The following is a 23,037-nucleotide window of genomic DNA, read 5'->3' on the forward strand; positions in this document are numbered from 1 at the left end:
GACACTCCTCGGGGTGAGCGGATGAGGCAGATTGAGCAGGAGGGCACGACTGGTTCAAGCGGATTCAGCGTATCCCCTGGGCGGGTCGGGTTAGGCGCTGCGGTCGGCAGGGAGACCCTCGACGACGAGCTCGGCCAGGGTGCGCGCAGCCAGCCGAGTGATCGGCCTGAGGTCCTTGTAGGACACGACGCTGCCGGCGGCGAGCTGCGGGTCGTAGGGAATGCGCACGATTTCTCGCACCCGTGAGCGGAAGTGCGACTCGATCTCTTCGAGGCGCACCAGGTTGGTGCCCTGCGTGGCCGTGTTGAGCGCGACGATCGCGTTGCGTACGAGGTCGCCGTAGCCGTTCGCTTCGAGCCAGGTCAGGGTCTCGGAGGCCAAACGCGCCTCGTCGACGCTTCCTCCAGAGACGATGACGATTGAGTCGGCCCGCTGTAGGGTGGCGCGCATGACCGAGTGCACAATGCCGGTGCCGCAGTCGGTGAGGGCGATCGAGTAGTAACGCGCGGCCAGGTCGGCGACGACGTTGTAGTCGTTCTCATCGAAGGCTTCGGAGAGCAGCGGGTCGGTGTCCGAAGCAAGAATGTCGAGGCGGGTTTCATCGCGCGAGACGAGCGTGGAGAAATCGGTGAAGTTGCCGATCGATGCGGCCTTCGAGACGACATCGCGCACGGTCGAGCGGGTCTGCTTGCTCACGCGTTCGGAGAGCGTTCCGCGGTCGGGGTTGGCGTCGATCGCGATGATGCGGTCGTCTCGAGCGTCGGCCAGCGCCATGCCGAGCAGCGTCGTGACGGTGGTCTTGCCGACGCCGCCCTTGCGGGTGAGGATCGGCACGAACCGGGTGCCGCCTTCGAACTTGCGACGAATGCGCTCATCCATCTCCTTGTAGGCGCGCACCTTGGGCGAGTCGCCGAGATTGACCAGGTGCAGCGAGAGCGCGTAGATGAATTCCGGCCAGGCGCCCTGCGGCGCCTTGCGGGTCTTGCGGTTCACAGTGAGCAGGCGATCCGAGGTCAGCATGGCCGCCGACTCGGGGGCTGAGCTGTTTTCGGAGCGGATGCGATCGCGCCGAACCGACGCTGCGGCATCCGTTCTGGAAAGCGATTCGATGGCGGAACTGGCGCCAGCCGCCCTGGCCGGGGCCGGCGTGTTGATTTCGACGGTGTGGGTGGCCGGGGTCGGCAGGGCGCGGGTGTTTTCGACGGAGGTGCTCAGTCCCCCCGCGGCGACGGCCCGCCGCGGAGCGGCGGGCACGTCGATGGGAACGCTCAAACTCTCGGGCAGGGAGGCTGCGAGGTTGTCGATCGTGTGCGGTGGCAGCTCGCTGTGGTATTCCGCACCGCGGTCATCGGTACCGCGATGCTCGTCCCGGGTTCGTTTGGCGGTGGCCGACACGGGGCCCGCGGGCGCGCTCTGGTCGTCAGTACGTTTGTCTGGCACGGCACATCCTCAACTGATCGATAACGGCCCTAATCTTAGCGTGGACGCACCACCACGAGCAGATCGCCGGCATCGACCTGCTGGGTGAGCGGGATGGCGACCCGCTCGATGGTTCCGGCGATCGGCGAGGTGATCGCGGCTTCCATTTTCATGGCTTCGATCGACGCGACGCTCTGGCCGGCTTCGACCTGGGCGCCTTCTTCGATCTGCAGGGTGACCACGCCGGAGAAGGGCGCGGCGATCTGGCCGGGCTGGTTGGCATCCGCTTTCTCAGCGATTTTAGTCTGCACCGTAATGCTGGTGTCGCGCACGAAGACGGGGCGCAGCTGGCCGTTGAGGATGGTCATGACGGTGCGCATGCCCTTCTCGTCGGCTTCACCGATGGCTTCGAGGCCGACGTAGAGGCGAACGCCCTTTTCAATCTCGACGGCGTGTTCCTGGCCCTGATGCAGGCCGTAGAGGTAATCGAGCGTGTCGATGACCGAGAGGTCACCGTAGGTCTCCTTGACCTGTTCGAACTGGCGGGTCGGCGCCGGGAACAGCAGTTGGTTGAGCATCGAGCGACGTTCGGCGCTCGTGGCTTCGAGCGCGGCGCGCTCCCCCGCGGTGATCTCGGTGACGCCGACGCGCACGTTGCGTCCAGCGAGCACCTTGGTACGGAAGGGCTCCGGCCAGCCGCCGGGCAGCTCGCCGAGTTCGCCGGCCATGAATCCGATCACGGAGTCCGGCACATCGTACTTGTCCGGGTTTTGCTCGAAGTCGGCCGGGTCGGCCTTCACCGCGGCGAGGTAGAGGGCGAGGTCACCGACGACCTTCGACGACGGGGTGACCTTGGGCACCCGGCCGAGGATGGTGTTCGCGGCGGTGTACATGTCTTCGATCAGTTCGAAGTGGTCGGCCAGGCCGAGGGCAACGGCCTGGGTGCGCAGGTTCGACAGCTGCCCGCCCGGAATTTCATGCGAGTATACCCGGCCGGTCGGGGCGGACAGGCCCGATTCGAACGGGCGGTACAGGGTGCGCACGGCTTCCCAGTACGGCTCGAGGTCGGTCGTGGCCTTGAGCGAAATGCCGGTGTCGCGTTCGGTATGGGCGAGGGCGGCGACGAGAGAGGATGCCGACGGCTGGCTGGTCGTGCCGGCCATCGGAGCGGATGCCACGTCCACGGCGTCCGCACCGGCTCGCGCCGCGGCGAGCAGCGTCGCGAGCTGGCCGCCCGGGGTGTCATGGGTGTGCACGTGCACGGGCAGGTCGAACCGTTCACGGAACGCGCTAACGAGCTTCTCGGCGGCGCTCGGACGGAGCAGCCCGGCCATGTCCTTGATGCCGATCACGTGCGCGCCGCTGGCGACGATCTGCTCGGCCAGGCGCAGGTAGTAGTCGAGGGTGTAGAGATTCTCGGCCGGGTCGAGCAGATCGCCGGTGTAGCAGACGGCGACCTCAGCCAGGGCGGTACCGGTGTTCAGCACCGCGTCGATCGCCGGACGCATCTGCGACACGTCGTTGAGGGCGTCGAAGATGCGGAAGATGTCCACACCGGTGGCGGTGGCCTCCCGCACGAACGCGTCGGTCACCTCCGTCGGATACGGGGTGTAGCCGACGGTGTTGCGGCCGCGCAGAAGCATCTGCAGGTTAATGTTCGGCAGGGCTTCGCGCAGGCTCGCAAGGCGTTCCCACGGGTCCTCGCCAAGAAAACGCAGTGCCACGTCGTAGGTGGCACCGCCCCACGCTTCGACCGACAGCAACTGCGGCGTCAGCCGGGCCACATACGGGGCGACAGCGACGAGGTCCTTGGTGCGCACCCGCGTCGCGAGCAGCGACTGGTGGGCATCCCGGAACGTCGTGTCGGTGACAGCGAGTGCGGTCTGGCCACGCAGGTCGGCGGCGAACTTGGTTGGGCCGAGCAGCTGCAGCTTCTGGCGTGAGCCGTCCGGGGCCGGCTGCGTGATGTCGAGCTGTGGCAGTTTGTCGCGCGGGTGCACCGTGGTGGGCGGCGCGCCGTTGGGTTGATTGACGGTGACGTCGGCCAGCCAGTTGAGAATCTTGGTGCCGCGGTCCTTGGACTCCCGGCCGCGCAGCAGCTCCGGACGCTCGTCGATGAACGAGGTGCTCAGGTCACCGGCGGCGAAGTCGGGGTCGTCGAGCACGGCCTGCAGGAACGAAATATTGGTGGAGACGCCCCGAATGCGGAACTCCGCGAGCGCGCGCTTGGACCGCACGACTGCGGCGGCGTAGTCGCGGCCGCGGCAGGTGAGCTTGGCGAGCATCGAGTCGAAGTGTGGGCTGATCTGGGCGCCCGGGTTGATCGTGCCACCGTCCAAGCGGATGCCGGCGCCACCGGGAGAGCGATAGGTGGTGATCTTGCCGGTGTCGGGTCGGAACCCGGCGGCGGGGTCTTCGGTGGTGATGCGGCACTGCAGGGCGGCACCGCGCAGACGGATCTCGCCCTGGGTCAGGCCGATCTCTTCGAGGGTCTCCCCCGCCGCGATGCGGATCTGCGCCTGCACCAGGTCAACATCGGTGACCTCCTCGGTGACGGTGTGTTCCACCTGGATGCGCGGGTTCATCTCGATGAACACGTGCTGCCCAGCGCGTTCGCCGACGGTGTCGAGCAGAAACTCGACCGTGCCGGCGTTGACGTAGCCGATCGAGCGGGCGAACTTGATCGCGTCGGCGTAGAGCTGCACCCGAATCTCATCGCTCAGGTTCGGCGCCGGAGCGATCTCGATGACCTTCTGGTGCCGACGCTGCACCGAGCAGTCGCGTTCGAACAGGTGCACCGTCTCGCCGGACGCATCCGCCAAAATCTGCACCTCGATGTGCCGGGGCCGAAGCACCGCAGCTTCAAGGAACATCGTGGCGTCGCCGAAAGCGCTGTTGGCCTCACGCATGGCCTCTTCGAGCGCTCCACGCAGCTCGCTCTTCTTAGCAACGCGACGCATGCCACGCCCGCCACCACCGGCGACGGCCTTGGCGAAGATGGGAAAACCGATCTCGTCGGCCTGGCTGATCAGCAGCTCAACATCGGTCGACGGCTGCGTCGACTTCAGCACGGGAACGCCGGCCGCTATGGCGTGCTCCTTCGCGGTGACCTTGTTGCCGGCCATTTCGAGCACGTCGGCGCCCGGGCCGATGAACGTAATGCCGGCAGCGGCGGCCGCATCGGCCAGCTCGGGGTTCTCCGACAGAAAACCGTAGCCGGGGTAGATGGCGTCGGCGCCGCATTCCTTCGCCACGCGGATGATTTCACTCACGTCGAGATACGCGCGAACCGGATGCCCGGCCTCGCCGATCTGATACGCCTCATCCGCTTTTAAGCGGTGCAAAGAATTCCGATCCTCAAACGGAAACACAGCCACGGTCTTGGCTCCGAGCTCGTACGCCGCGCGCATGGCACGGATCGCAATCTCTCCGCGGTTGGCAACAAGGATTTTCTCAAACATGCAAGCCTTTCGAGGGCAGCCGGGCGCACAGCTAACGGTTAGGTTCTCTAACACTAGTGAAGGTAACCTTGCTACTCATGCACGTACTCAGCGTTAGCTCCCTCAAAGGAGGCGTAGGAAAGACCACGGTGACCCTTGGTCTGGCTTCTGCAGCCTTCGCCCGCGGCGTGCGGACACTGGTCGTGGATCTCGATCCGCAGTCCGATGTTTCCACCGGAATGGACATTCAGGTTGCCGGTCACCTCAATGTCGCCGATGTGCTCAGCTCGCCGAAGGAAAAAACCGTTCGGGCCGCCATTGCGCCCAGCGGTTGGACGCGGAATCGCCCAGGCACGATTGACATCATGATCGGCAGCCCCTCGGCCATCAATTTCGACGGGCCGCACCCGAGCATCCGTGATATCTGGAAACTCGAGGAAGCACTCTCGACGATCGAGAAGGACTATGAGCTCGTACTCATCGACTGTGCGCCCTCGCTCAACGCTCTCACGCGCACAGCGTGGGCTGCGAGCGACCGGGTTGCGGTTGTGACCGAGCCCGGCCTGTTCTCGGTCGCAGCGGCCGACCGGGCGCTGCGCGCGATCGAAGAAATTCGCCGTGGGCTGAGTCCGCGGCTGCAGCCGCTCGGAATCATCGTGAACCGGGCCCGCACGGCGTCGCTCGAGCACCAGTTCCGGATCAAGGAGCTGCGCGACATGTTCGGGCCGCTCGTGCTCAGCCCGCAGCTGCCCGAGCGCACCTCGCTGCAGCAGGCGCAGGGGGCTGCGAAGCCGCTGCACATCTGGCCGGGTGACAGTGCCCTCGAAATGGCCGGCTACTTCGACCAGCTGCTCGACCGGGTGCTGCGCACGGCGCGCATCGGCGAGTACGCCGAGGTTTCCGCGCACTAGTTCGAAACTCGGCTCCTGCGAGGTCGCTGAGTTCGAACCGCGGCTTTTTGGATTTACAAGATTTTGGGTGGGCGATGCGGGTGCAGTCATCTGCTGATCGGCTCAGACATCGCCGTTGCTTCGGTGGAATCCGAAACGGCGAAACTCGCACCCCGCAGACAACCGCGCCCCGCATCGACTTCGGGATGGGCGCGCCCGACGCGGGTCACGGCTGCTTCGCAGCGTGACCAAGTACTTCGACTGCAGGCTTGCCCTACCGGCCTGACCGACCCGTCAGTGCCTGCGCTCGTCCCCATCCGCTGATCGAGCTCGAAATCACCATCGACCGACCCGACCGTGTCTGCGGGTTTGTGGGTGGGCGCTCGCGGAGGGCGCTGCTAGGAGATTTTGCGGGTTGTGCGACGGGCTGCCAACTCGTCGGCGGGGTCGACGGGCTGCATGTCGAGCTCGACCAGGCTGGTCTCGACCTCACGCAGCACCTTGCCAACGGCGATGCCGAAGACGCCCTGGCCACGGCTGACCAGATCGATGACCTCGTCGTTGGAGGTGCAGAGGTAGACACTCGCGCCATCGCTCATGAGAGTGGTCTGGGCGAGATCGCTGATTCCCGATTCGCGCAGCTGGTTGACCGCGGTGCGAATCTGCTGCAGTGAGATTCCGGTGTCGAGCAGGCGTTTGACGAGTTTGAGCACGAGGATGTCTCGAAAGCCGTAGAGGCGCTGGGAGCCGGATCCGGCCGCCCCACGCACAGTGGGCTCGACCAAGCCGGTGCGGGCCCAGTAGTCGAGCTGGCGATAGCTGATACCAGCGGCACGCGCAGCGACAGCGCCGCGGTAGCCGGAGTTCTCATCGAGCTCGGGCATGCCATCGGTGAACAGCAGTCCTAACGAGTAACGCGAAGCGTCAGCGTCAGGCTTGAGCTCACTCATATGGGTTGCCTCTCGGGGGTTTACGTGGTGCGGTGATTCAGCTGGCGGTGGCGCCCTGATTCACTGTGGTGTGGAACTGGTGCAAAAGATACGTGGTGCAAAAGGATTAATGAGAAAACTAGTGCTGAAGGTTTGCGCCTTGCAGCTGGTGATGCGACGACGTCCTGCTGTGGATCGATCTAGCTACGGTACCGAGGTCGGGTGCCTAAGTGCCTGACATTCGCGCCAACGGTTTGGCGTGTCGGCGCCAGGCACCGACTAAGACACCCGTTGCGACGGCGTCACCCGACTTCACGACGGTTTGTGCTTGAATCAGTCTACGACCTACTTGGTCAGTCGACCCAGAGCTGAGCGAATCAGGCTGCCCCGAATCACTTCGAGCTGACCGGCGATTTCTACCGCCATTTCGGCAGCCTTTGCCCGGCTCGAGGCGTCTTTACGCCGAGCCAGGGGCACCAGGGCACTCTCAATCAGACCCAGCTCACGTTCAGCGGCCCCACGGAAGCCACGCAGGTGGCGCGGTTCGATGCCGCTGCGCTGCAGCTCCACGAGGGCACGCAGCACGTTCAGTGCCCCATCGCCGTAGTAATCCGCGGGCAGGATGATCGACGCCGAAACGGCATCGTGCAGCAGGGTCGCCGATGCTCCCGCTTCGCGCAGGAGGTCTTCCCGGGAGAGCCGTCGTACGGTGCCGAGCATCGACGGCCCCGGGGTCGTTCCGCCCGGCAGCACCGGAGAGAGTCCGGCGTCCAGATCGTCCAAATAAGAACGGATAACTTTCAACGGCAGGTAGTGATCGCGCTGCATCGACAAAATCAGCCGTAACCGATCCACGTCGCCCGTGCAGAACTTGCGATAGCCCGATTCAGTGCGAGCCGGCGAGACCAGACCCTGCTCCTCCAGAAAACGCAGCTTGGACGGGGTGAGATCAGCGAATTCCGGCGTGAGGCGTGCCAGAACCTGGCCGATGCTCAGCAACGGCGCCGAGCCCGGGGACTGGGCCTTCGCCGCCGACACGGGCCGGGCCTGAGCGGCGCTTGCCGCCACTATTCGCTCGCCGCGCGGGCGAGGTCAAGGCGGGAGGCGTAGAAGGTCAGGCGGAATTTACCGACCTGCACCTCCGTACCGTCGGTGAGGCGCGCGGTTTCGATGCGCTCCCCCTCGTAGTACGTGCCGTTGAGCGAGCCGAGGTCTTTGACGGTGAACGCGGTGCCGTTGCGCAGAAATTCGGCGTGACGGCGGGACACGGTGACATCGTCGAGAAAGATGTCCGCGTTGGGGTGCCGGCCGACACTCGTGAGATCGGCGTCCAGCAGAAAGCGGGCGCCGGCATTGGGGCCACGCCGCACCACCATGAGCGCAGAGCCCGACGGCAACGCTGCGATCGACTCCTGTTCCTCTGCGGTCACGTTGGAGTCGATCGACGCGATCTGGACGGCGAACTCCTGGCTGAAGTTCATGGTCGTATCGGTGCTGAGCATGTCGTGCACCGTCGTCGCTTCGCCGGACACGGCGTCGATGGGCACTGAGCCGTTGGGCACTGAGCCGTTGGACGACACCGCGTTGGACGACACCGCGTTGGACGATGCTGGGGTGGACTGCGCCTTGCTGGGCATTGCTTCGCCTGTCGTCGGGTTCTCTGGCTGATCTGCGGGCACGTGCTCGTTCTGCTCCTCGGAATTATTCCTACCGGAAAGATCGACCATCATGCACCTCCTATCGCTCCAGCGTATCGGAAGATACACCCTCGAAGACCCTCGGTAGTCGAATCACTCGCATCGCTTCAATGGCGTAGATAATGCCGGCCCACCAGTATAGAAAAGCGCCCCAGATTCCGAAGGCCCACCCCACCGGCTGCGACCACCATTCCAGCTGCGGAAATGCCTGCCCCAGCATAAGCATCGGCAGGGCGTAGAACAGGCAGAAGGTAGCGACCTTGCCCAGTTGGTGCACCGGGAGCGGTCCGAAACCGAAGTTCGCGAGGACGATTCCCAGAGCCAGCAGAAACAAATCGCGCCCCACCACGACGAGCACGATCCACCACGGTACGAGGTCGCGCCAGGCCAGGCCGATCAGCGCAGCGAAGATATAGAGGCGATCGGCGGCCGGATCCAATAACTGACCGAGGCGGGTGATCTGGTTCCAACGGCGGGCCAGAAAGCCATCCAGCCAGTCCGTGAAACTGGAGATGCTGAGCACGACGAGCGCCCAGGCATCCTCCCCCAGAGCCAGCAGCACCAGGAACACCGGCACGAGCAGGAGACGCAGAAAACTCAGCATGTTGGGCAGGTTGAATACCCGATCGCTCACCGTGGCGTTCACTGGGCCTGTCACATACGCATTCTATCGAGCGCCCGACCGGAACCGCACGGCAATGCGCTCCACGCCCGGCGGTTCGGTCAGCCCAGTCGCGCCTGCAGCGCCGGCCAACTGGCAGCGAAACCGGGATGCAGCGCGAGCAGGTCCACCCCGTCGGCGGGCACCCACCGCAGGGCAATGCTCTCCAGATCGCTGATGACCGGCTCGAACACCTCGGTGGCCTCGACAACGACGGTCGTGTACGACCAGAATCCCAGCTCGAATCGCGACGTGAATTTCAAAGTCACGAGGTGGGCCGGGACGCCCGCTTCTTCCCGCGCTTCGCGCAGCGCCGCGTCGAACGCGGTTTCGTTCTCGTGACGGGCGCCACCGGGTAGTCCCCAGGTATCACCAAAATGGCTCCATACCGCGCGATGCTGCAGCAACACCCCACGGTCGGGATGATGCACGAGCAGACCGGCCGCCCCGAATCGGCCCCAATATTTGCGGCCGTCCGGACTGTAAACCCAGGCGTCGCCGCTATCTCGATCCACGCCAGGACGAGGCACACCGGCCGCAGCCGCACCAGACACGCTAGAACCGTCAGTCATGCTCTAAGCATGCCCGTCTGCGACCCCAAAAAGAATTCAGGCGGCCGGCGAATTGCCGCTATCGGTGGATTCTCGGTCCCTAGATCGACATGATGGCGTGCATCGGGGCTGTGCCCAGACGTTCGCGACCGTGCAGATCGGTCAGTTCGAGCACGACGCCGACACCGGAGACGGTGTAGCCGGCCCGTTCGATCAGCCGGCTCGTGGCAGCGATGGTGCCACCCGTTGCCAACACGTCGTCGAGAATCAAGACGCGGGTACCTGCGGGCAGCTGGCCGACCTCGAGTTCCAGGCGTGCCGAGCCGTACTCAAGGTCATATTCTTCGGTCAGCACAGTGCCGGGCAGTTTGCCGCCCTTGCGCACGGCCAGAACGGATGCCTGCGCTGCGTACCCGACGGCGGCCGCCAGCAGAAAGCCGCGCGCCTCGATGCCGGCCACGGCATCGAACTGGCCGCGGTGCTGGTCGGCCAGGTCATCGACGATCGCGCGGAAGGCGAGGGCATCGGCGAAGACCGGGTTCAGATCGCGGAACACGATGCCGGGCTGGGGAAAATCGGGGTAGGAGGCCAGAAGTGCTTCGACGTGGCTGGCGGCGGAGGACGGCGAAGTGGGAGCAGAGAGTTGAGTCACTGATTCATCTTAAGCTGCGTTGCCCGCAACCGTATGCGGGAAGAATGGCCAGGGTCAGGATTCCGAGCGCTCCGGAGCCAGCTCATCGGCCGGTACCTTCGGAGCGTGCGGCACCGTAGCTATCGCGCACATCGAATCAAGAAAATGCACGACAGCGATCTGCTGGTCGCCGGTGAGCTCGAGGACGACCCGCATCATCTGCTCGTGAGTGGCAGCAAGCGAGTCGCGCATCTCGTCGTGCGACGACTGCGTGGCGAACAGCCGCTGCGCGCGCCCGTCTGCCGGGTTAACCTCGCGGCGAATATGACCGGATGCCGACAATCTCGCGAGAAGTTTTGCCGTGGCCGCCGAGGAGATGTTCAAGAATTCGCTGAGATCCTTCGGGCTGGCGACCCGGTCCTGCCGCTCGCAGGCGATGAGATGACGCAGCGCCATCAGATCGGTCTCGTTGACGTTCATCTCGGCCTGCGCACGATGACGCATGGCGGCATCGGCTACGCGAAAGCGACGCACGGCACGCAAGACCTCGATGGCGAAAGAAACACCATGTTTCTCAGGGTCATACCAGTACGCCCCCTGTTGCAGGGGGTTACGCTCATCTTGGATCATATGACCATGCTAACGTGAGGAGTCGCTAACCTGGTTAGTTATTCGTGTACTGATCGGGTTGACCTAAAAAGGAGATTACGTGCACACCGCCAACGCGCTGTATGAACACGAAATTCTGCTGGTTGATGATCACACGCACGACGGAGCAGCACCCCAGCCCAACGGGTCGCCGCCAACACTGCCGGCACAAGTACAGCACGTGGACCGTGTTCATGCTTGACACGGTTCCGGCCGGAGTAGAAATCGAGCTGGCTCGATTCTTCGCTGCCGCACGGCTGCGGGCGAGCGACTACGGCGAGCACTACGTCGCCCTCTGGGATTCCCTGGCCCAGGCCAGCAGTGGCGGCAAGCGCGTGCGCCCCGCCCTGGTCCTGGCGGCGTATGCCGGTTTCGGCGGGCGCGATCAGGGCCTCGTCGCTCCGGTCGCAGTGAGCTTCGAGCTGCTGCACACGGCCTTCCTCATCCATGACGACGTCATCGACCGCGATCTGACCCGCCGCGGAGTGGCCAACATTGCCGGTCGCTTCAGTGACCGCGCGCTCGCCCACGGTGCAGCAGCCGACCAGGCCGGGGTTTGGGCTGCGGCGGCGGCAATTCTCGCGGGCGATCTCGCCCTGAGTGAGGCACACCGCGCGCTGGCGAAACTACCGGTCGATGTGCCCACCCGGCTGCGCCTGCTCGACCTGCTCGACCGGGCGGTTTTCGTCTCGGCAGCCGGGGAGCTGGCCGACGTCACCAACAGTTCGGCGCGGCATCCGCTCACGGTGGCCGAGGTCATCACCACCCTCGAGAATAAGACCGCCGTGTATTCCTTCGAAGCCCCATTGCAGGCCGGAGCGGTACTGGCCGGGGCCGGGGCCGATGCGATTAGCGTTCTCGGCCGCTACGGACGGCTCGTTGGAGTGGCGTTCCAACTGACCGATGACCTGCTCGGCGTCTTCGGCGATCCACTGAAAACCGGCAAGAGCGTGACGGCCGACCTGCGCGAGGGAAAGCAGACCGCCCTGATCGCCCACGCCGGCAGCACCGCCAGCTGGTCGCTGATCGCTCCCTATCTCGGCAAGGTCGACCTGAATGACGACGAAGCGGAACGTGCCAGGGAATACCTGCGCGCGTGCGGAGCGAAGGAAGCGGCCGAAGGCCTGGCCTACGACCACTCCCGACTGGCGGTGGAGGCCCTCGACCCGGCGATCATTCCGGCGGAACTGCGCGCCAGCCTGATTGAACTCGCCGAAGCCGCCGTGAATCGGTCACGCTGATGGGCCCGTTTCGGGCCGCGGTTCAAACCGGCAGCACGACCACCAACCTGAACAAGTACGCCGAGACGGCCCGGGCGAGCTCGACGACCGTCATCGGGCACTATTCCACCTCGTTCGGACTGGCCACCCGGCTGCTCGACGCCCAGGTGCGCACGCCGGTGCGCACCATCTATGCCCTCGTGCGCATCGCCGACGAGATCGTGGACGGCGCCGCCGCCGAGGCCGGTGTCTCCATCGAGGAACAGCGGCACCTGCTCGACGAGCTCGAACTCGAGACCGAGCGGGCGATCGTACGCGGCTACAGTACGAACCTGGTAGTGCACGCCTTTGCTGCAACGGCCCGCCAGACGGGCATCGACTCCAGTCTGATCGCCCCATTCTTTGCGTCGATGCGCCGGGACCTCGACCCGGAACCATTCACCGCCGAGGGCGTCGCCGAATATATTTACGGCTCGGCCGAGGTGATCGGGCTCATGTGCCTACGCTGCTTTCTGCAGCACTCACCCCGCACGGCCGCCGAAGTCAGTGTGCTCGAAGACGGTGCCCGCCACCTGGGCGCGGCCTTTCAGAAGATCAATTTTCTGCGCGACCTGTCCTGCGATCGTGAGGTGCTCGGCCGCAACTACTTTCCGGGAATCGACCCGCTGAACCTCAGCGACCCGCAGAAAAATGCGATCCTCGAAGACATTGATGCCGACCTCGAGATCGCCAGCGCCGTGCTGCCCCTGCTGCCCGCCAGCTGCCGCCGGGCCGTGGCCGCAGCGCAGGGCCTGTTCACCCGCCTGTCGAATCGACTACGGTCGACACCGGCCGATCGATTACTGCGCTCCCGCGTTCGGGTGCCGGATGGAGAAAAATTCGTGATTGCTCTGACCGCTACCTTCGGACCCGGCGCGTGGAAGCGATGACCGGCCCAGGAACCACCGGCACCGGACGTATCCGCACGATCGTGATCGGCGGCGGTATCGCCGGCCTCGCGAGTGCAGCCCTGCTCGCCCGCGAGGGCCATGAGGTGACCCTGCTCGAGGCCCGTTCCGAGCTCGGCGGGCGGGCCGGCGTGTGGAACACCGGCGGCTTTCGCTTCGACACCGGCCCATCGTGGTATCTCATGCCCGAGGTATTCGAGCACTTCTACCGCCTGCTCGGCACCTCCGCAGCCGAACAACTCGACCTCGTCAAGCTGGACCCGGGCTATCGGGTGCACTTTGAAGGGGACAAGGCCCCGGTGGATATTCTCGCTGACCGGGCCGCCAACATCCGCTTATTTGAGCAGCTGCAGCCGGGGGCCGGGGCGGCGCTTCGCCGTTATCTCGACTCGGCCGCCGAGACCTACGACCTGGCCGTGCAGCGTTTTCTGTACTCCAGCTACGAATCGTTTCGCCCGTTTTTAGTGCCCGACGTGCTGCGGCGGCTCGGACGGCTGGCCCGTCTGCTGCTGCAACCACTGGACAAGTTCGTGGCCGGCTTTGTCAGCGACCCCCGACTGCGGCAGATCCTCGGCTACCCGGCGGTCTTTCTCGGGTCGGCGCCGAACCTGACGCCGTCGATGTACCACCTCATGAGCCATCTCGATCTGGCCGACGGCGTGCTTTACCCGCAGGGCGGTTTCGGAACCCTGATCGACAGCATCTCCGCCCTCGCTCGCGCCGAGGGTGTGCAGCTTGTCACCGGCGCACGGGTCACCGCGATTCGGGTCAGCGATCAGAAGGCCATCGCCGGGGTGAGCTACCTGGACGCCGAAGACCAGCTGCAGTATCTGCACGCCGACACGGTCGTGTCGTCGGCGGACCTGCACCACACGGAGACCGAGCTGGTGCCGGCCGAACTGCAAACCTATCCCCAGCGCTGGTGGGACAAGCGCGTCTCGGGCCCCGGGGCCGTGCTGGTCATGCTCGGCGTGACCGGGGAAATCTCCCAGCTGCAGCACCACTCACTGTTCTTCACCACGGACTGGGGTAAGAACTTTGGGCAGATTTTCGGCAAGCGCCCCTCGGTGCCGTCACCGGCCTCGCTCTACGTCTGCATGCCGAGCGCCACGGATAAGTCGGTGGCGCCGGCTGGAAGCAGCAACCTGTTCGTGCTGGTGCCGGTGCCGCCCGACGTGACCCTTGGCCACGGTGGTGTCAACGGTGCCGGCTCGCGGACGATCGAGCTGATCGCGGATGCCGCCATCGAGCAGGTCTCCCGCTGGGCCGGTATCCCCGACTTGGCCGACCGGATCGTGGTGCGCCGCACCGTCGGTCCGGCCGACTTCGCCGCTGACCTGAACAGTTGGAAGGGCGGCGCCCTCGGCCCCGCGCACACCCTGCGGCAGAGCGCCTTTCTGCGCGGTTCGAACATGTCGAAGAAAATCTCGGGACTGTACTACGCCGGCGGTACAACCATTCCCGGTATTGGGCTGCCTATGTGCCTGATCAGCGCCGAGATTTTGCTTAAGCGGATGCGCCACGACACGACCACGGGACCGCTCGCCGAACCGTTGCCCGCACGTCCGACTCACTTGAACGGGGCTGCCGGAGACCCGGTGAAGTCTGCGCCGCAGCAATCGTGACCCTGCTGTACCTGCTCACCCTGCTGGTCTCGCTCGGCGGCATGGTCGTTCTGGACTGGCGCTTTGGTCTGTTCTTCTGGCACTCGCCGGTTCGAGCCGCGCTCGTGGTCGGCATCGGCGTGCTGTTCTTTCTGACCTGGGACCTGTTCGGAATCGGCCTGGGCATCTTCTACCGCGGGGAAACCACCCTGATGACCGGGCTGCAGCTGGCGCCGGAGCTACCGCTCGAGGAGCTCGTCTTTCTCACCTTTCTCTGCTATCTCACCATGATCCTGGTACGGGGGGCCCAGCTCGTGCTGCACCGGCAAACCCGAGCATGACCTATCTCATCCTGAATACGATCTTTCTGGCCGTGGCCGCCACGATTGCCACGATGGCGCTCGCGCGCCAGTTGATTTCCCGCCGATTCGTGGTGTCCGTCACGCTGGCCCTCGCCTTGACCCTGCTACTCACGGCCGTTTTCGATAACCTGATGATCGGGGCTGGACTGTTCAGCTACGACCCGGCGCATATTTCGGGTCTGTTCGTCGGTCTCGCTCCGATCGAAGATTTTGCCTACCCACTCGCCGCGGCGATTCTGCTGCCCGCACTGTGGGTTCTCCTGGGCCGTACCAAGATAGGACGAACGGATGACTGAGCAGCTCGGCACGGTGTCATGGAAGACCCGCCAGGTGGTGCTGTCGTCCCGGCCCCTCAGCTGGATCAATACGGCTTTTCCCTTCGCCGCGGCCTATGTCGTGACCACCGGACGCATCGATGCACTGCTGATCGTTGGCACCCTGTTCTTTCTCATTCCGTACAACCTGCTGATGTACGGCATCAACGATGTCTTCGACTACGAGTCCGATCTGCGCAATCCTCGGAAGGGCGGCGCGGAGGGGGCTCTGCTGCATCCCGCTCTGCACCACCTGGTGATCGGCGCCGGCGTCGTGAACGTGGGGCTTGTGGGGGCGGCGATGCTGGTGCTGGCGGGGGCGGAGCATCCGTTGTCATGGGTCGTCCTGGCCGGGAGCCTGTTCGCCGTCGTCGCCTACTCGGTGCGCGGACTGCGGTTCAAGGAACGTCCCATTCTGGACTCGATCACCTCGAGCACGCACTTCGTCAGCCCGGCCGTCTACGGCCTCGTCGTGGCCGGCGCCACGATCACCCCTGGACTGCTGGCCCTGCTCGCGGCGTTTTTTCTATGGGGCATGGCCAGCCATGCCTTCGGCGCCGTGCAGGACGTTGAACCCGATCGCCACGCCGGAATCGCGTCGATCGCGACGGCGCTCGGCGCCTGGCCGACGGTGCGCCTCGCGATCACCTTCTGGGCCCTGGCCGGCCTGCTCATGATGTTCACACCGTGGCCCGGGCCGCTGGCCGCTCTGCTCGTCGTGCCGTATATTCTCGCGGTTCGGCCCTTTTGGACGGTCAGCGATGCCGAGTCGGGCCGCGCAAACCGAGGCTGGAAGCGCTTTCTCCGGCTCAATTTTCTGAGCGGATTTCTCGTGACCCTGCTGCTGCTCTACTCCATCCGTCTGGCCGCGTGACGCAGGCCGAGGCCAGCTAGAGTCGTGTGATGGAGCTTACTTCTGCCCGGGTCGACAGCTGGAGCTGGGGCGTTCGCCTGTTCAAGACGCGGTCCATGGCCACGACCGCCTGCCGCGCTGGGCACGTCAAGGTCAACGGTGACAAGGCCAAGGCCGCGCAGGCGCTGCATATCGGCGACGAGGTACGCGTTCGCACGGCCGGATTCGACCGGGTGCTGATCGTGTCGCGCCTCGTGGTCAAGCGGGTCGGGGCCTCGCTCGCCGCCGAGTGTTACGTCGACCACACTCCCCCACCGCCGCCGCGCGAGGAGGTCGCGCTGGTGCCGATGCGAGATCGCGGCGCCGGGCGGCCGACCAAGCGCGAGCGCCGGGAAATCGACGAGCTGCGCGGGCACATCACCGAGTGACCCGCAGGGGCGACGGCTATGGCTGCGCGGGCGGCTGGGCTGCCACGGGTACTGCGGCCGCTGCTGGCACGGCCGGGGATTGCGGCGGCTTGGGCCGCGCCTCGGCCTGGGACTGATGTGACTGCGCCGATTGCAGCGCAGCGAGCATGCCGAGCGACCGTTTAATGCGGTCTTCGGCGTTCTCGTCGACGTGGCTCGCCGCCATGTTGGCCTCGATGACCGCACGCAGCACCTCGTCACGCTGAATCTTCACCCCGCGCGGGGCGTCGATTCCGATGCGCACGCTGTCTCCGCGCGCGTCGAGCACGGTGACGACGATGTCGTCACCGATGAGGATTTTCTCCCCGGGTTTGCGTGTCAGGACCAGCATTGTTCCAGCCTATCCTTTAGGCCTGCCCCGGACGTGCCGCCCGTCGCCCACTCGGCGGCGCGGCTACGCGGCCGTCCATCCATTCCACCGGAAGCCCGAACGATTCAACGGAGGTCGGTGAGGTCGTGAAGTGTCGGCCGATGGCCGCGACCGCGTCGATCGGAACGACCGCGTTGACCATGTTCACCCAGCGCGTGCTGTCCTCGCTCTTGCGCCCGGCATCCACGACAACCCAGATCTGGTCGGCGCCGATCGCCTCGAGGTCGGCCGCACGGGCCTCCGCGTCGGAGGCCGGGTCGATGCCGAAGGCGATAAAGGCGCTGCAGCCCGTTTCGACCCCGCGGGCACGGGCCGCGCGGGCGCTGCGCCGGTCATCCACTCGATCGGCACCGACGACGGTACCGCTGGTGAACACGTCACCACCCCCGGCGAGCCGCTGCATCAGTCGCGCAATGGTGACCGGGTCCTCGCCAAGACCAAGAATCAGTACGAGGTCTCCCGGCCGGGTGAGCGGCGCGGGAACCGCGAGGGTGCTGACCCGGCTGGGGCCGGACGTTGACGGGGCCCCGCCGCCCTCGTACCCGGCGCCGGCCGGCAGCCCTGAAGGTAGCGTCGTCGCAAACGTCAGCTCGTCCATGAGGGCCGCGAAGCCGTCCGAAGCCGTTGACAGCTGCGGAGCGGTGCGGGCAATTTCGTATTCGGCATCGTCGGCGTCGTCCAGCAGCGCGGCGATTCCGAGGCGTTTGTTCAGGTCGAGCCCGGAATGGGCCGCGCGTCGTTGCGACTCCGGCGCGGGCACCTCGACGGTGACTTCATAGTGTTGGCGTGCGAAGAAGCCGCGGATGCCGCCGACGGTGACCCGTTCGGCAGCGATAATGACCGCGTGCCGACCGTGCACGAGCAGGACCCGCTCCTGCACCTCGCGCAGGGTCGGTCCCTTAAGCAGAAATCGAGTCGGTTCCACGAACCACACCTACCGTCTCAATGGTGACGTTCGCGGAGGTGACTTCCTGGTAGGACAGCACCGGAAGTCCGCCGGTCTGGGTCGAGACCAGCCGGCGGATGGCCGGGCGCAGTGCCGGAGCACAGACCAGCACGGCCGACAGTCCACTCGCTTCGACCGTGGCGACCGACGCTCGCACCGAGGAGAGCACCGCTTCGATTCGGGCCGGGTCCATCAGAATCTGGGTTCCCTGATCGGAGGGACGCATCCCCTCGAGCATGCTCTGCTCCAGGGCCGGCTCGATCATGATCACACGCAGTACGGAGCCATCGAGGTACTGCGCGGTCAGCGCCGGTCCGAGAGCCATGCGCGCCGCCTCGATCAAACCTTCCGGGTCATTCGAAGTTTTTGCGCGCAGGGACAGGGCCTCGTAGATGCGGGGCAGGTCGTTGATCGGGATCTGCTCGATCAGCAGTCCCTGGAGTACCCGCTGCACCTCGGCGAGGGACAGCAGGCCGGGAATCAGATCGTCGACCGATGAGGGGTTGACCTGCTTGACGCCGTCGGTGAGTACCCGCACATCTTCGCGGGTGAGTAGCCGGGCCGCGTTGATCGTGATGATCGAGGACAGATGGGTCACCACGACGGACACCCGGTCGATCACGGTGGCGCCGGTCATCTCGGCGCTGTGCCGCATCTCGCTCGGCACCCATTTGCCGGCCAGTCCAAAGACAGGCTCCACGGTTTCTGTGCCGGGCAGGGTGTCGAGAAAGTCACCGAGCGCGAGTACCTTGCCGGCCGGGGCGATTCCGCGGCCGTATTCGACGCCGGCGATGCGAATGACATAGGTCGACGACGGCAGGTCGACGCTGTCCCTGGTGCGCACCGGCGGCACGACGACACCGAGATCCATGGCGATTTTGCGCCGCAGTCCGCGCACCCGGGCGAGCAGGTCGTCCGAGGCGCCCGAGACAATATCGACGAGGTCGGGGGCGAGCATGATCTCCAACGCGTGCACCCGCATCTGCTCGATCAGGTCCTCGGTCGTGTCGGTCTTGGCCACGCTCTTCTCCGCCGCTTCACTCGCGGCGGCGGTGGCGACGTTACTCGCCTCACGAACCTTCAGCCGTTGCGCCACCACGATGAGGGTTCCACCGACGATCAGGAACGGCAGCACCGGCATGCCAGGAATGATCGCCATCAGAATGGCAGCGCCGCCGGCGATGACCAGGGCCACGCGCGACTGCGTCAGCTGAGCGGATGCCGTCGACCCGATGTCGGTCTCCGCATTGGACCGGGTCACGATCATACCGGTGGAGACGGCCATCAGGAGTGCGGGAATCTGGGTGACCAGGCCGTCACCGATGGTGAGCAACGCGTAGGTGTTCAACGCGTCGCCGATTTCCATGCCGCGCTGCAACATGCCGATGGCGATGCCACCGACCAGGTTGATGATGATGATGATGAGGCCGGCGATGGCGTCACCCTTGACGAACTTCGACGCACCGTCCATGGCGCCGTAGAAATCGGCTTCGGCGGAGACCTCGGCGCGGCGGGCCTTGGCCTCGGCGTCGGTGATCAGGCCGGCACTGAGGTCGGCGTCGATCGCCATCTGCTTGCCGGGCATGGCATCGAGGGTGAATCGGGCGCCCACCTCGGCCACGCGCTCGGCACCCTTGGTAACCACGACGAACTGGATGACCACGAGGATGAGAAAGATGACCGAGCCGATGATGATCGAGCCGCCGACGGCGACGTGACCGAAGGCCTCGATAACCTGCCCGGCGTAGCCGTCGCCGAGCACCAGACGAGTGGATGCGACGTTGAGACCGAGTCGAAACAGGGTCGCCACCAGCAACAGCGATGGGAAGACGGAGAATTCCAGGGGCTTCTTGACGAACATGGTCGTAAGCAGGGTGACCAGGCCCAGCATGATATTGACGATGATGAGTATGTCGAGCATGATCGCCGGAATGGGGACGACCAGCAGCAAAATGATGCCGACCACGCCGACCGGAACGGCGAGCTTTGCGAGGTTCTTATTCACGTCAACGGCCTCCGGCTGTCTGGTTCTGGGTGGTCTGGTTCTGGGTGGTCTGGTTCTGGGTGGTCTGGTTCTGGGTGGTCTGGGTGGTCTGGGTTTGGGTGGTCTGGGTTTGGCTTGAGGGCATCGGGCGGGCGCCGCCGAACGGCGAGGACATGGTGTGCACGCCGGCCCCGGTACTGCCGCGGGCTTTCAGGGCCATCACGAAGGCGAGGACCCGGGCCACGGCGTTGTACATATCGGCGGGAATCTCCTCGCCGATCTCGCAGGCCGCGTGCAGGGCTCGGGCCAGGGGGATGTCCTGCACGATCGGCACCCGGTCGGTGTCGGCCTGCTCACGAATGCGGGCGGCCACGTGGCCGAGTCCCTTGGCGATGACCCGCGGCGCTGACCGGCCCGGTTCGTACTTGAGCGCGACGGCGACGTGAGTCGGATTGACCAACACGACATCGGCATCCGCTACCGCAGAAATCATGCGGTTGCGGCTCATCATGATCTGACGAGACCGGCGCTGGGATTTGATCAGCGGGTCACCCTCGGCGGCTTTGTTCTCATCCTTGACCTCTTTCTTGGACATGCGGGTTTTCTTGCGGTTGCGCCGCATGACCACGAAGACGTCGGCGGCGGCGAGCACGAGACCGGCCACGACGGCGGCCTGCAGGAGTGCTGCCGCGCCGCCCGTCGCCGCGATCATAAGCTCCGACACAGGGAGTCCGCCCGCAGTCATCAGCACCGGCATGAGACCCTGAATGACCATGTACAGCACGAAGCCAACGACGGCGGTCTTGGCCAGAACCTTAACGCCTTCCCATAGTGCCTGGCCGCCGAAAACCCGCTTCATGCCGGTGATGACGTTGAACTGCTCGTATTTTCCCGTGAACTTCTTAAAGTGGATGCCGCCCTGCAGCGCCGCTCCGCCGAGCACTACCACCAGGACCACCACGAGGAACGGGGTCAGCACCTCGGCCATCGAGACCAGCCCGTTACCGAGCGCCTCCACCGCAACATCGGTGTCCGGGCTGGCGGTGAGGGTACCGATCATGAACATCTGGTCGGTGCCCGCGGCCGCGCCCCGCTCGATCGTGGTGGGCAGCATGAGGGCTGCCGCGCCGACGCCGAGCCAGGCCGTGATGTCCTGGGATTTGGAGAGCTGACCCTTCTCACGCACCTCCTTCATGCGCTTCGGGGTGGCTAGTTCGGTCTTTTCGCCGGAATCCTCAGCCATTTATTGCACCCCCATGAGTGCATCGAGCGCCTCGCCGGTGAGGGAGGACACGATCTGCGGGAGGGCGACGAATACGGTCGCCGCGAGGGTGAGGGTGATGAGAATCTTGAGGGGAAAACCGAGGGCGAAGGCGTTGAGGGCCGGGGCGACGCGAGTGAGCAAGCCGAGGCCTGCATCCGCTAGAAAAAGCACGACGAGCAGCGGGCCGGCGATCTGCACGGACGCGAGGAACATTTGGGTGACGGCGGCAATGAGCGCCTGCGCGGGGTCAGCGAAGTCGATGCCGCCGCCGAGCGGAATGGCGGTGAAGCTGCGGGCGAGGCCGCCGATAATGAGCTGGTAGGCGCCGGAGGCGAACATGAGGGCGAGGGCGGTCATCTGGAACAGCCGGGTGAACTGGGCGCCGTTGACCATGGACTGTGGGTCGAAGCCCTGGGCCATCTGGAATCCACTGAACATGTCGATCAGGCCTCCGGCGGACTGCACGGCAGCGAAGACGAGGTAGACCAGAAAGCCGAGCAGCGCGCCGACCACGATTTCGAGCACGAGGGCGCCCATGAAGCCCGCCGTATTTTGCGACACGTAGCCATCGGCGACGCGCGGCGACATGGCCAGGGCGAACGCGACCGCGAGCATGCCTTTAATACGGAGCGGAATGGCGTTGTAGGAGAACGGCGGCGCGATGACGATGAACGCCACCATGCGCACACCGGACAGCATGACCGCTTCGATCCAGGCGTAGTTGAGAACGAATTCCACTCAGCCACCGCCGAGGAGGGAGGGGATCTTCTCGAACATCTGATTGGTGAAGGCCACGGACTCGGAAATCATCCAGTGCCCGCAGATCAGCAGCGCGAAGGCGACCGCAATGGCCTTGGGCACGAAGGATAGCGTGACTTCCTGAATCTGGGTGATCGACTGCAGCAGCGAGATGGCAAAGCCGACGACGAGGGCCGTGATGAGCATCGGCGCCGAGAGCTTGGCGGCGAGAATGAGGGCCTGCAGGCCGATGTCGAGAACCGCGTTGGTATTCATATGACCATCTGGTAACTGCCGATGAGCGAGGTGATGATGAGTCCCCAACCGTCGACGAGAATGAACAGCAAAATTTTGAAGGGCAGCGAGATCATGACCGGCGGGAGCATCATCATGCCCATGGACATGAGAGCGGCCGAGACCACGATGTCGATGACCAGGAACGGGATGAAGATGACGAAGCCGATAATGAAGGCGGCGCGCAGCTCGGAGATCATGAACGCCGGGATGAGCGTCAACAGCGTCACATCGTCGGGGCTGTCCGGATTCGGCTGGTCGGCTGCCCGGGTCATCAGCGCGAGGTCTTCACCGCGGGTGTTGGCCATCATGAATTGACGCAGCGGCTCGGAGCCGAGGTTGAGGGCGTCGGTGAAGGTCATGGTGCCGTCGAGGTAGGGCTGAAGAGCGACACTGTTAATGTCGGTGAGCACCGGCGACATGATGAACAGCGACAGGAACAGGGCCAGTCCGGCGAGCACCTGGTTCGGCGGAATCGACGGCAGGGCCAGCGCGTTGCGGGTCATCGCGAGCACGACGAATATCTTGGTGAAACTCGTCATCATGAGCAGCAACGCCGGGGCCACCGAGAGCAACGTGATTCCGAGCAGCGTGACGATGGCCGAGGACGGCGCGCCGTTGGGACCGTTGATGTCGACGCTCAGGCCGCCACCGCCGCTGTCGTTGGGGTTGGTCGGGTCGGTGGGCTCGGTCGGATCGGTCGGGTCGACCGTCACGGCGTGGGAGGCGTGAGCGCCCAGCCAGAGGAAGACGGCCGTGAGCACGATCACGAAGAGAATCAGGATGCCGACGCGCGCGACGTTGCCAG

Annotated in this window: 24 protein-coding genes; 8 read left to right on the plus strand and 16 right to left on the minus strand. The window is 65.2% G+C overall.

What is annotated here, in order from left to right; translation table 11 throughout:
- Positions 1 to 90: 90 nt before the first annotated feature.
- Positions 91 to 1,440, minus strand: coding sequence for a MinD/ParA family protein (locus CXY80_RS14135; RefSeq protein ID WP_233195388.1), 1,350 nt, complete (start codon positions 1,438 to 1,440; stop codon positions 91 to 93).
- Between the two features lie 35 nt (positions 1,441 to 1,475).
- Complete coding sequence (locus CXY80_RS14140; protein WP_104132866.1) at positions 1,476 to 4,880, minus strand: pyruvate carboxylase; 3,405 nt, start codon at positions 4,878 to 4,880, stop codon at positions 1,476 to 1,478.
- A 77-nt stretch (positions 4,881 to 4,957) separates the two neighbouring features.
- Here CXY80_RS14140 and CXY80_RS14145 point away from each other — a divergent pair, with 77 nt between their 5' ends.
- A complete protein-coding gene (locus tag CXY80_RS14145) occupies positions 4,958 to 5,770 on the plus strand; it encodes a ParA family protein (RefSeq protein ID WP_092450575.1) in 813 nt (270 codons plus the stop codon).
- Positions 5,771 to 6,147: 377 nt separating this feature from the next.
- Here CXY80_RS14145 and CXY80_RS14150 read toward each other — a convergent pair whose 3' ends face one another.
- From CXY80_RS14150 to CXY80_RS14180, 7 genes are all read right to left on the minus strand, one after another.
- The gene (locus tag CXY80_RS14150; protein WP_092450577.1) at positions 6,148 to 6,699 is read right to left on the minus strand and encodes a MerR family transcriptional regulator; all 552 of its coding nucleotides are present in this window, start codon (positions 6,697 to 6,699) and stop codon (positions 6,148 to 6,150) included.
- A gap of 324 nt (positions 6,700 to 7,023) precedes the next feature.
- Complete coding sequence (locus tag CXY80_RS14155; RefSeq protein WP_092450579.1) at positions 7,024 to 7,746, minus strand: MerR family transcriptional regulator; 723 nt, start codon at positions 7,744 to 7,746, stop codon at positions 7,024 to 7,026.
- Entirely contained in the window at positions 7,746 to 8,180 is a 435-nt protein-coding gene (locus CXY80_RS14160; RefSeq protein WP_092450743.1) for an FHA domain-containing protein, read from the minus strand. Before CXY80_RS14160 ends, CXY80_RS14155 begins: the two co-directional genes overlap by 1 nt.
- A gap of 235 nt (positions 8,181 to 8,415) precedes the next feature.
- Positions 8,416 to 9,033, minus strand: coding sequence for a CDP-alcohol phosphatidyltransferase family protein (locus CXY80_RS14165; RefSeq protein WP_369828699.1), 618 nt, complete (start codon positions 9,031 to 9,033; stop codon positions 8,416 to 8,418).
- A gap of 65 nt (positions 9,034 to 9,098) precedes the next feature.
- A complete protein-coding gene (locus tag CXY80_RS14170; RefSeq protein ID WP_092450581.1) occupies positions 9,099 to 9,608 on the minus strand; it encodes an NUDIX domain-containing protein in 510 nt (169 codons plus the stop codon).
- A gap of 79 nt (positions 9,609 to 9,687) precedes the next feature.
- Positions 9,688 to 10,239, minus strand: a complete 552-nt coding sequence (locus CXY80_RS14175) for an adenine phosphoribosyltransferase (protein ID WP_104132867.1) — start codon at positions 10,237 to 10,239, stop codon at positions 9,688 to 9,690.
- A gap of 54 nt (positions 10,240 to 10,293) precedes the next feature.
- Positions 10,294 to 10,848: a MarR family winged helix-turn-helix transcriptional regulator gene (locus CXY80_RS14180; protein WP_092450586.1), complete on the minus strand. Its 555-nt coding sequence runs from the start codon at positions 10,846 to 10,848 to the stop codon at positions 10,294 to 10,296.
- A 212-nt stretch (positions 10,849 to 11,060) separates the two neighbouring features.
- On the opposite strand from CXY80_RS14180, the gene CXY80_RS14185 reads away from it, so the two are divergent.
- Genes CXY80_RS14185 through CXY80_RS14215 form a run of 7 tightly spaced genes read left to right on the plus strand, consistent with a single transcriptional unit; the run spans position 11,061 to position 16,594 of the window.
- Positions 11,061 to 12,107, plus strand: coding sequence for a polyprenyl synthetase family protein (locus CXY80_RS14185; protein ID WP_158251660.1), 1,047 nt, complete (start codon positions 11,061 to 11,063; stop codon positions 12,105 to 12,107).
- The gene (locus tag CXY80_RS14190; RefSeq protein WP_104132868.1) at positions 12,107 to 13,015 is read left to right on the plus strand and encodes a squalene/phytoene synthase family protein; all 909 of its coding nucleotides are present in this window, start codon (positions 12,107 to 12,109) and stop codon (positions 13,013 to 13,015) included. The genes CXY80_RS14185 and CXY80_RS14190 overlap by 1 nt, the downstream gene beginning before the upstream one ends.
- Positions 13,012 to 14,658, plus strand: coding sequence for a phytoene desaturase family protein (crtI, locus tag CXY80_RS14195; protein WP_104132869.1), 1,647 nt, complete (start codon positions 13,012 to 13,014; stop codon positions 14,656 to 14,658). Before CXY80_RS14190 ends, crtI begins: the two co-directional genes overlap by 4 nt.
- Positions 14,655 to 14,978, plus strand: coding sequence for a lycopene cyclase domain-containing protein (locus tag CXY80_RS14200; RefSeq protein WP_092450590.1), 324 nt, complete (start codon positions 14,655 to 14,657; stop codon positions 14,976 to 14,978). The genes crtI and CXY80_RS14200 overlap by 4 nt, the downstream gene beginning before the upstream one ends.
- Positions 14,975 to 15,295 (plus strand): lycopene cyclase domain-containing protein, encoded by a 321-nt coding sequence (locus CXY80_RS14205; RefSeq protein ID WP_104132870.1) that lies wholly within the window; start codon positions 14,975 to 14,977, stop codon positions 15,293 to 15,295. The genes CXY80_RS14200 and CXY80_RS14205 overlap by 4 nt, the downstream gene beginning before the upstream one ends.
- Positions 15,288 to 16,187, plus strand: coding sequence for a prenyltransferase (locus CXY80_RS14210; RefSeq protein WP_092450595.1), 900 nt, complete (start codon positions 15,288 to 15,290; stop codon positions 16,185 to 16,187). Before CXY80_RS14205 ends, CXY80_RS14210 begins: the two co-directional genes overlap by 8 nt.
- A 29-nt stretch (positions 16,188 to 16,216) precedes the next feature.
- Positions 16,217 to 16,594, plus strand: a complete 378-nt coding sequence (locus tag CXY80_RS14215; protein ID WP_092450597.1) for an RNA-binding S4 domain-containing protein — start codon at positions 16,217 to 16,219, stop codon at positions 16,592 to 16,594.
- Positions 16,595 to 16,610: 16 nt separating this feature from the next.
- On the opposite strand, the gene csrA is transcribed toward CXY80_RS14215, so the two are convergent.
- The 7 genes from csrA to fliP are packed head-to-tail and all read right to left on the minus strand — an operon-like array spanning position 16,611 to position 23,014.
- Positions 16,611 to 16,964: a carbon storage regulator CsrA gene (gene csrA / locus CXY80_RS20800; RefSeq protein ID WP_092450599.1), complete on the minus strand. Its 354-nt coding sequence runs from the start codon at positions 16,962 to 16,964 to the stop codon at positions 16,611 to 16,613.
- Between the two features lie 16 nt (positions 16,965 to 16,980).
- Positions 16,981 to 17,928 carry a hypothetical protein gene (locus tag CXY80_RS14225; RefSeq protein WP_134495598.1) on the minus strand — a complete coding sequence of 316 codons (948 nt, stop codon included), beginning with the start codon at positions 17,926 to 17,928 and terminating at the stop codon, positions 16,981 to 16,983.
- Positions 17,903 to 19,954 carry a flagellar biosynthesis protein FlhA gene (locus CXY80_RS14230; RefSeq protein WP_092450603.1) on the minus strand — a complete coding sequence of 684 codons (2,052 nt, stop codon included), beginning with the start codon at positions 19,952 to 19,954 and terminating at the stop codon, positions 17,903 to 17,905. Before CXY80_RS14230 ends, CXY80_RS14225 begins: the two co-directional genes overlap by 26 nt.
- A 1-nt stretch (position 19,955) precedes the next feature.
- Positions 19,956 to 21,176, minus strand: a complete 1,221-nt coding sequence (locus CXY80_RS14235; protein WP_199182274.1) for a flagellar biosynthesis protein FlhB — start codon at positions 21,174 to 21,176, stop codon at positions 19,956 to 19,958.
- A complete protein-coding gene (locus CXY80_RS14240; protein ID WP_092450607.1) occupies positions 21,177 to 21,935 on the minus strand; it encodes a flagellar biosynthetic protein FliR in 759 nt (252 codons plus the stop codon). It abuts the gene before it with no gap.
- Positions 21,936 to 22,211, minus strand: a complete 276-nt coding sequence (gene fliQ, locus CXY80_RS14245; protein WP_092450609.1) for a flagellar biosynthesis protein FliQ — start codon at positions 22,209 to 22,211, stop codon at positions 21,936 to 21,938.
- Positions 22,208 to 23,014 carry a flagellar type III secretion system pore protein FliP gene (gene fliP / locus CXY80_RS14250; RefSeq protein WP_092450746.1) on the minus strand — a complete coding sequence of 269 codons (807 nt, stop codon included), beginning with the start codon at positions 23,012 to 23,014 and terminating at the stop codon, positions 22,208 to 22,210. The genes fliQ and fliP overlap by 4 nt, the downstream gene beginning before the upstream one ends.
- Positions 23,015 to 23,037 lie beyond the last annotated feature (23 nt).

The organism is Cryobacterium sp. M91, assembly GCF_002929615.1.
GTDB classification, from domain to species: Bacteria; Actinomycetota; Actinomycetes; order Actinomycetales; family Microbacteriaceae; genus Cryobacterium; species Cryobacterium levicorallinum.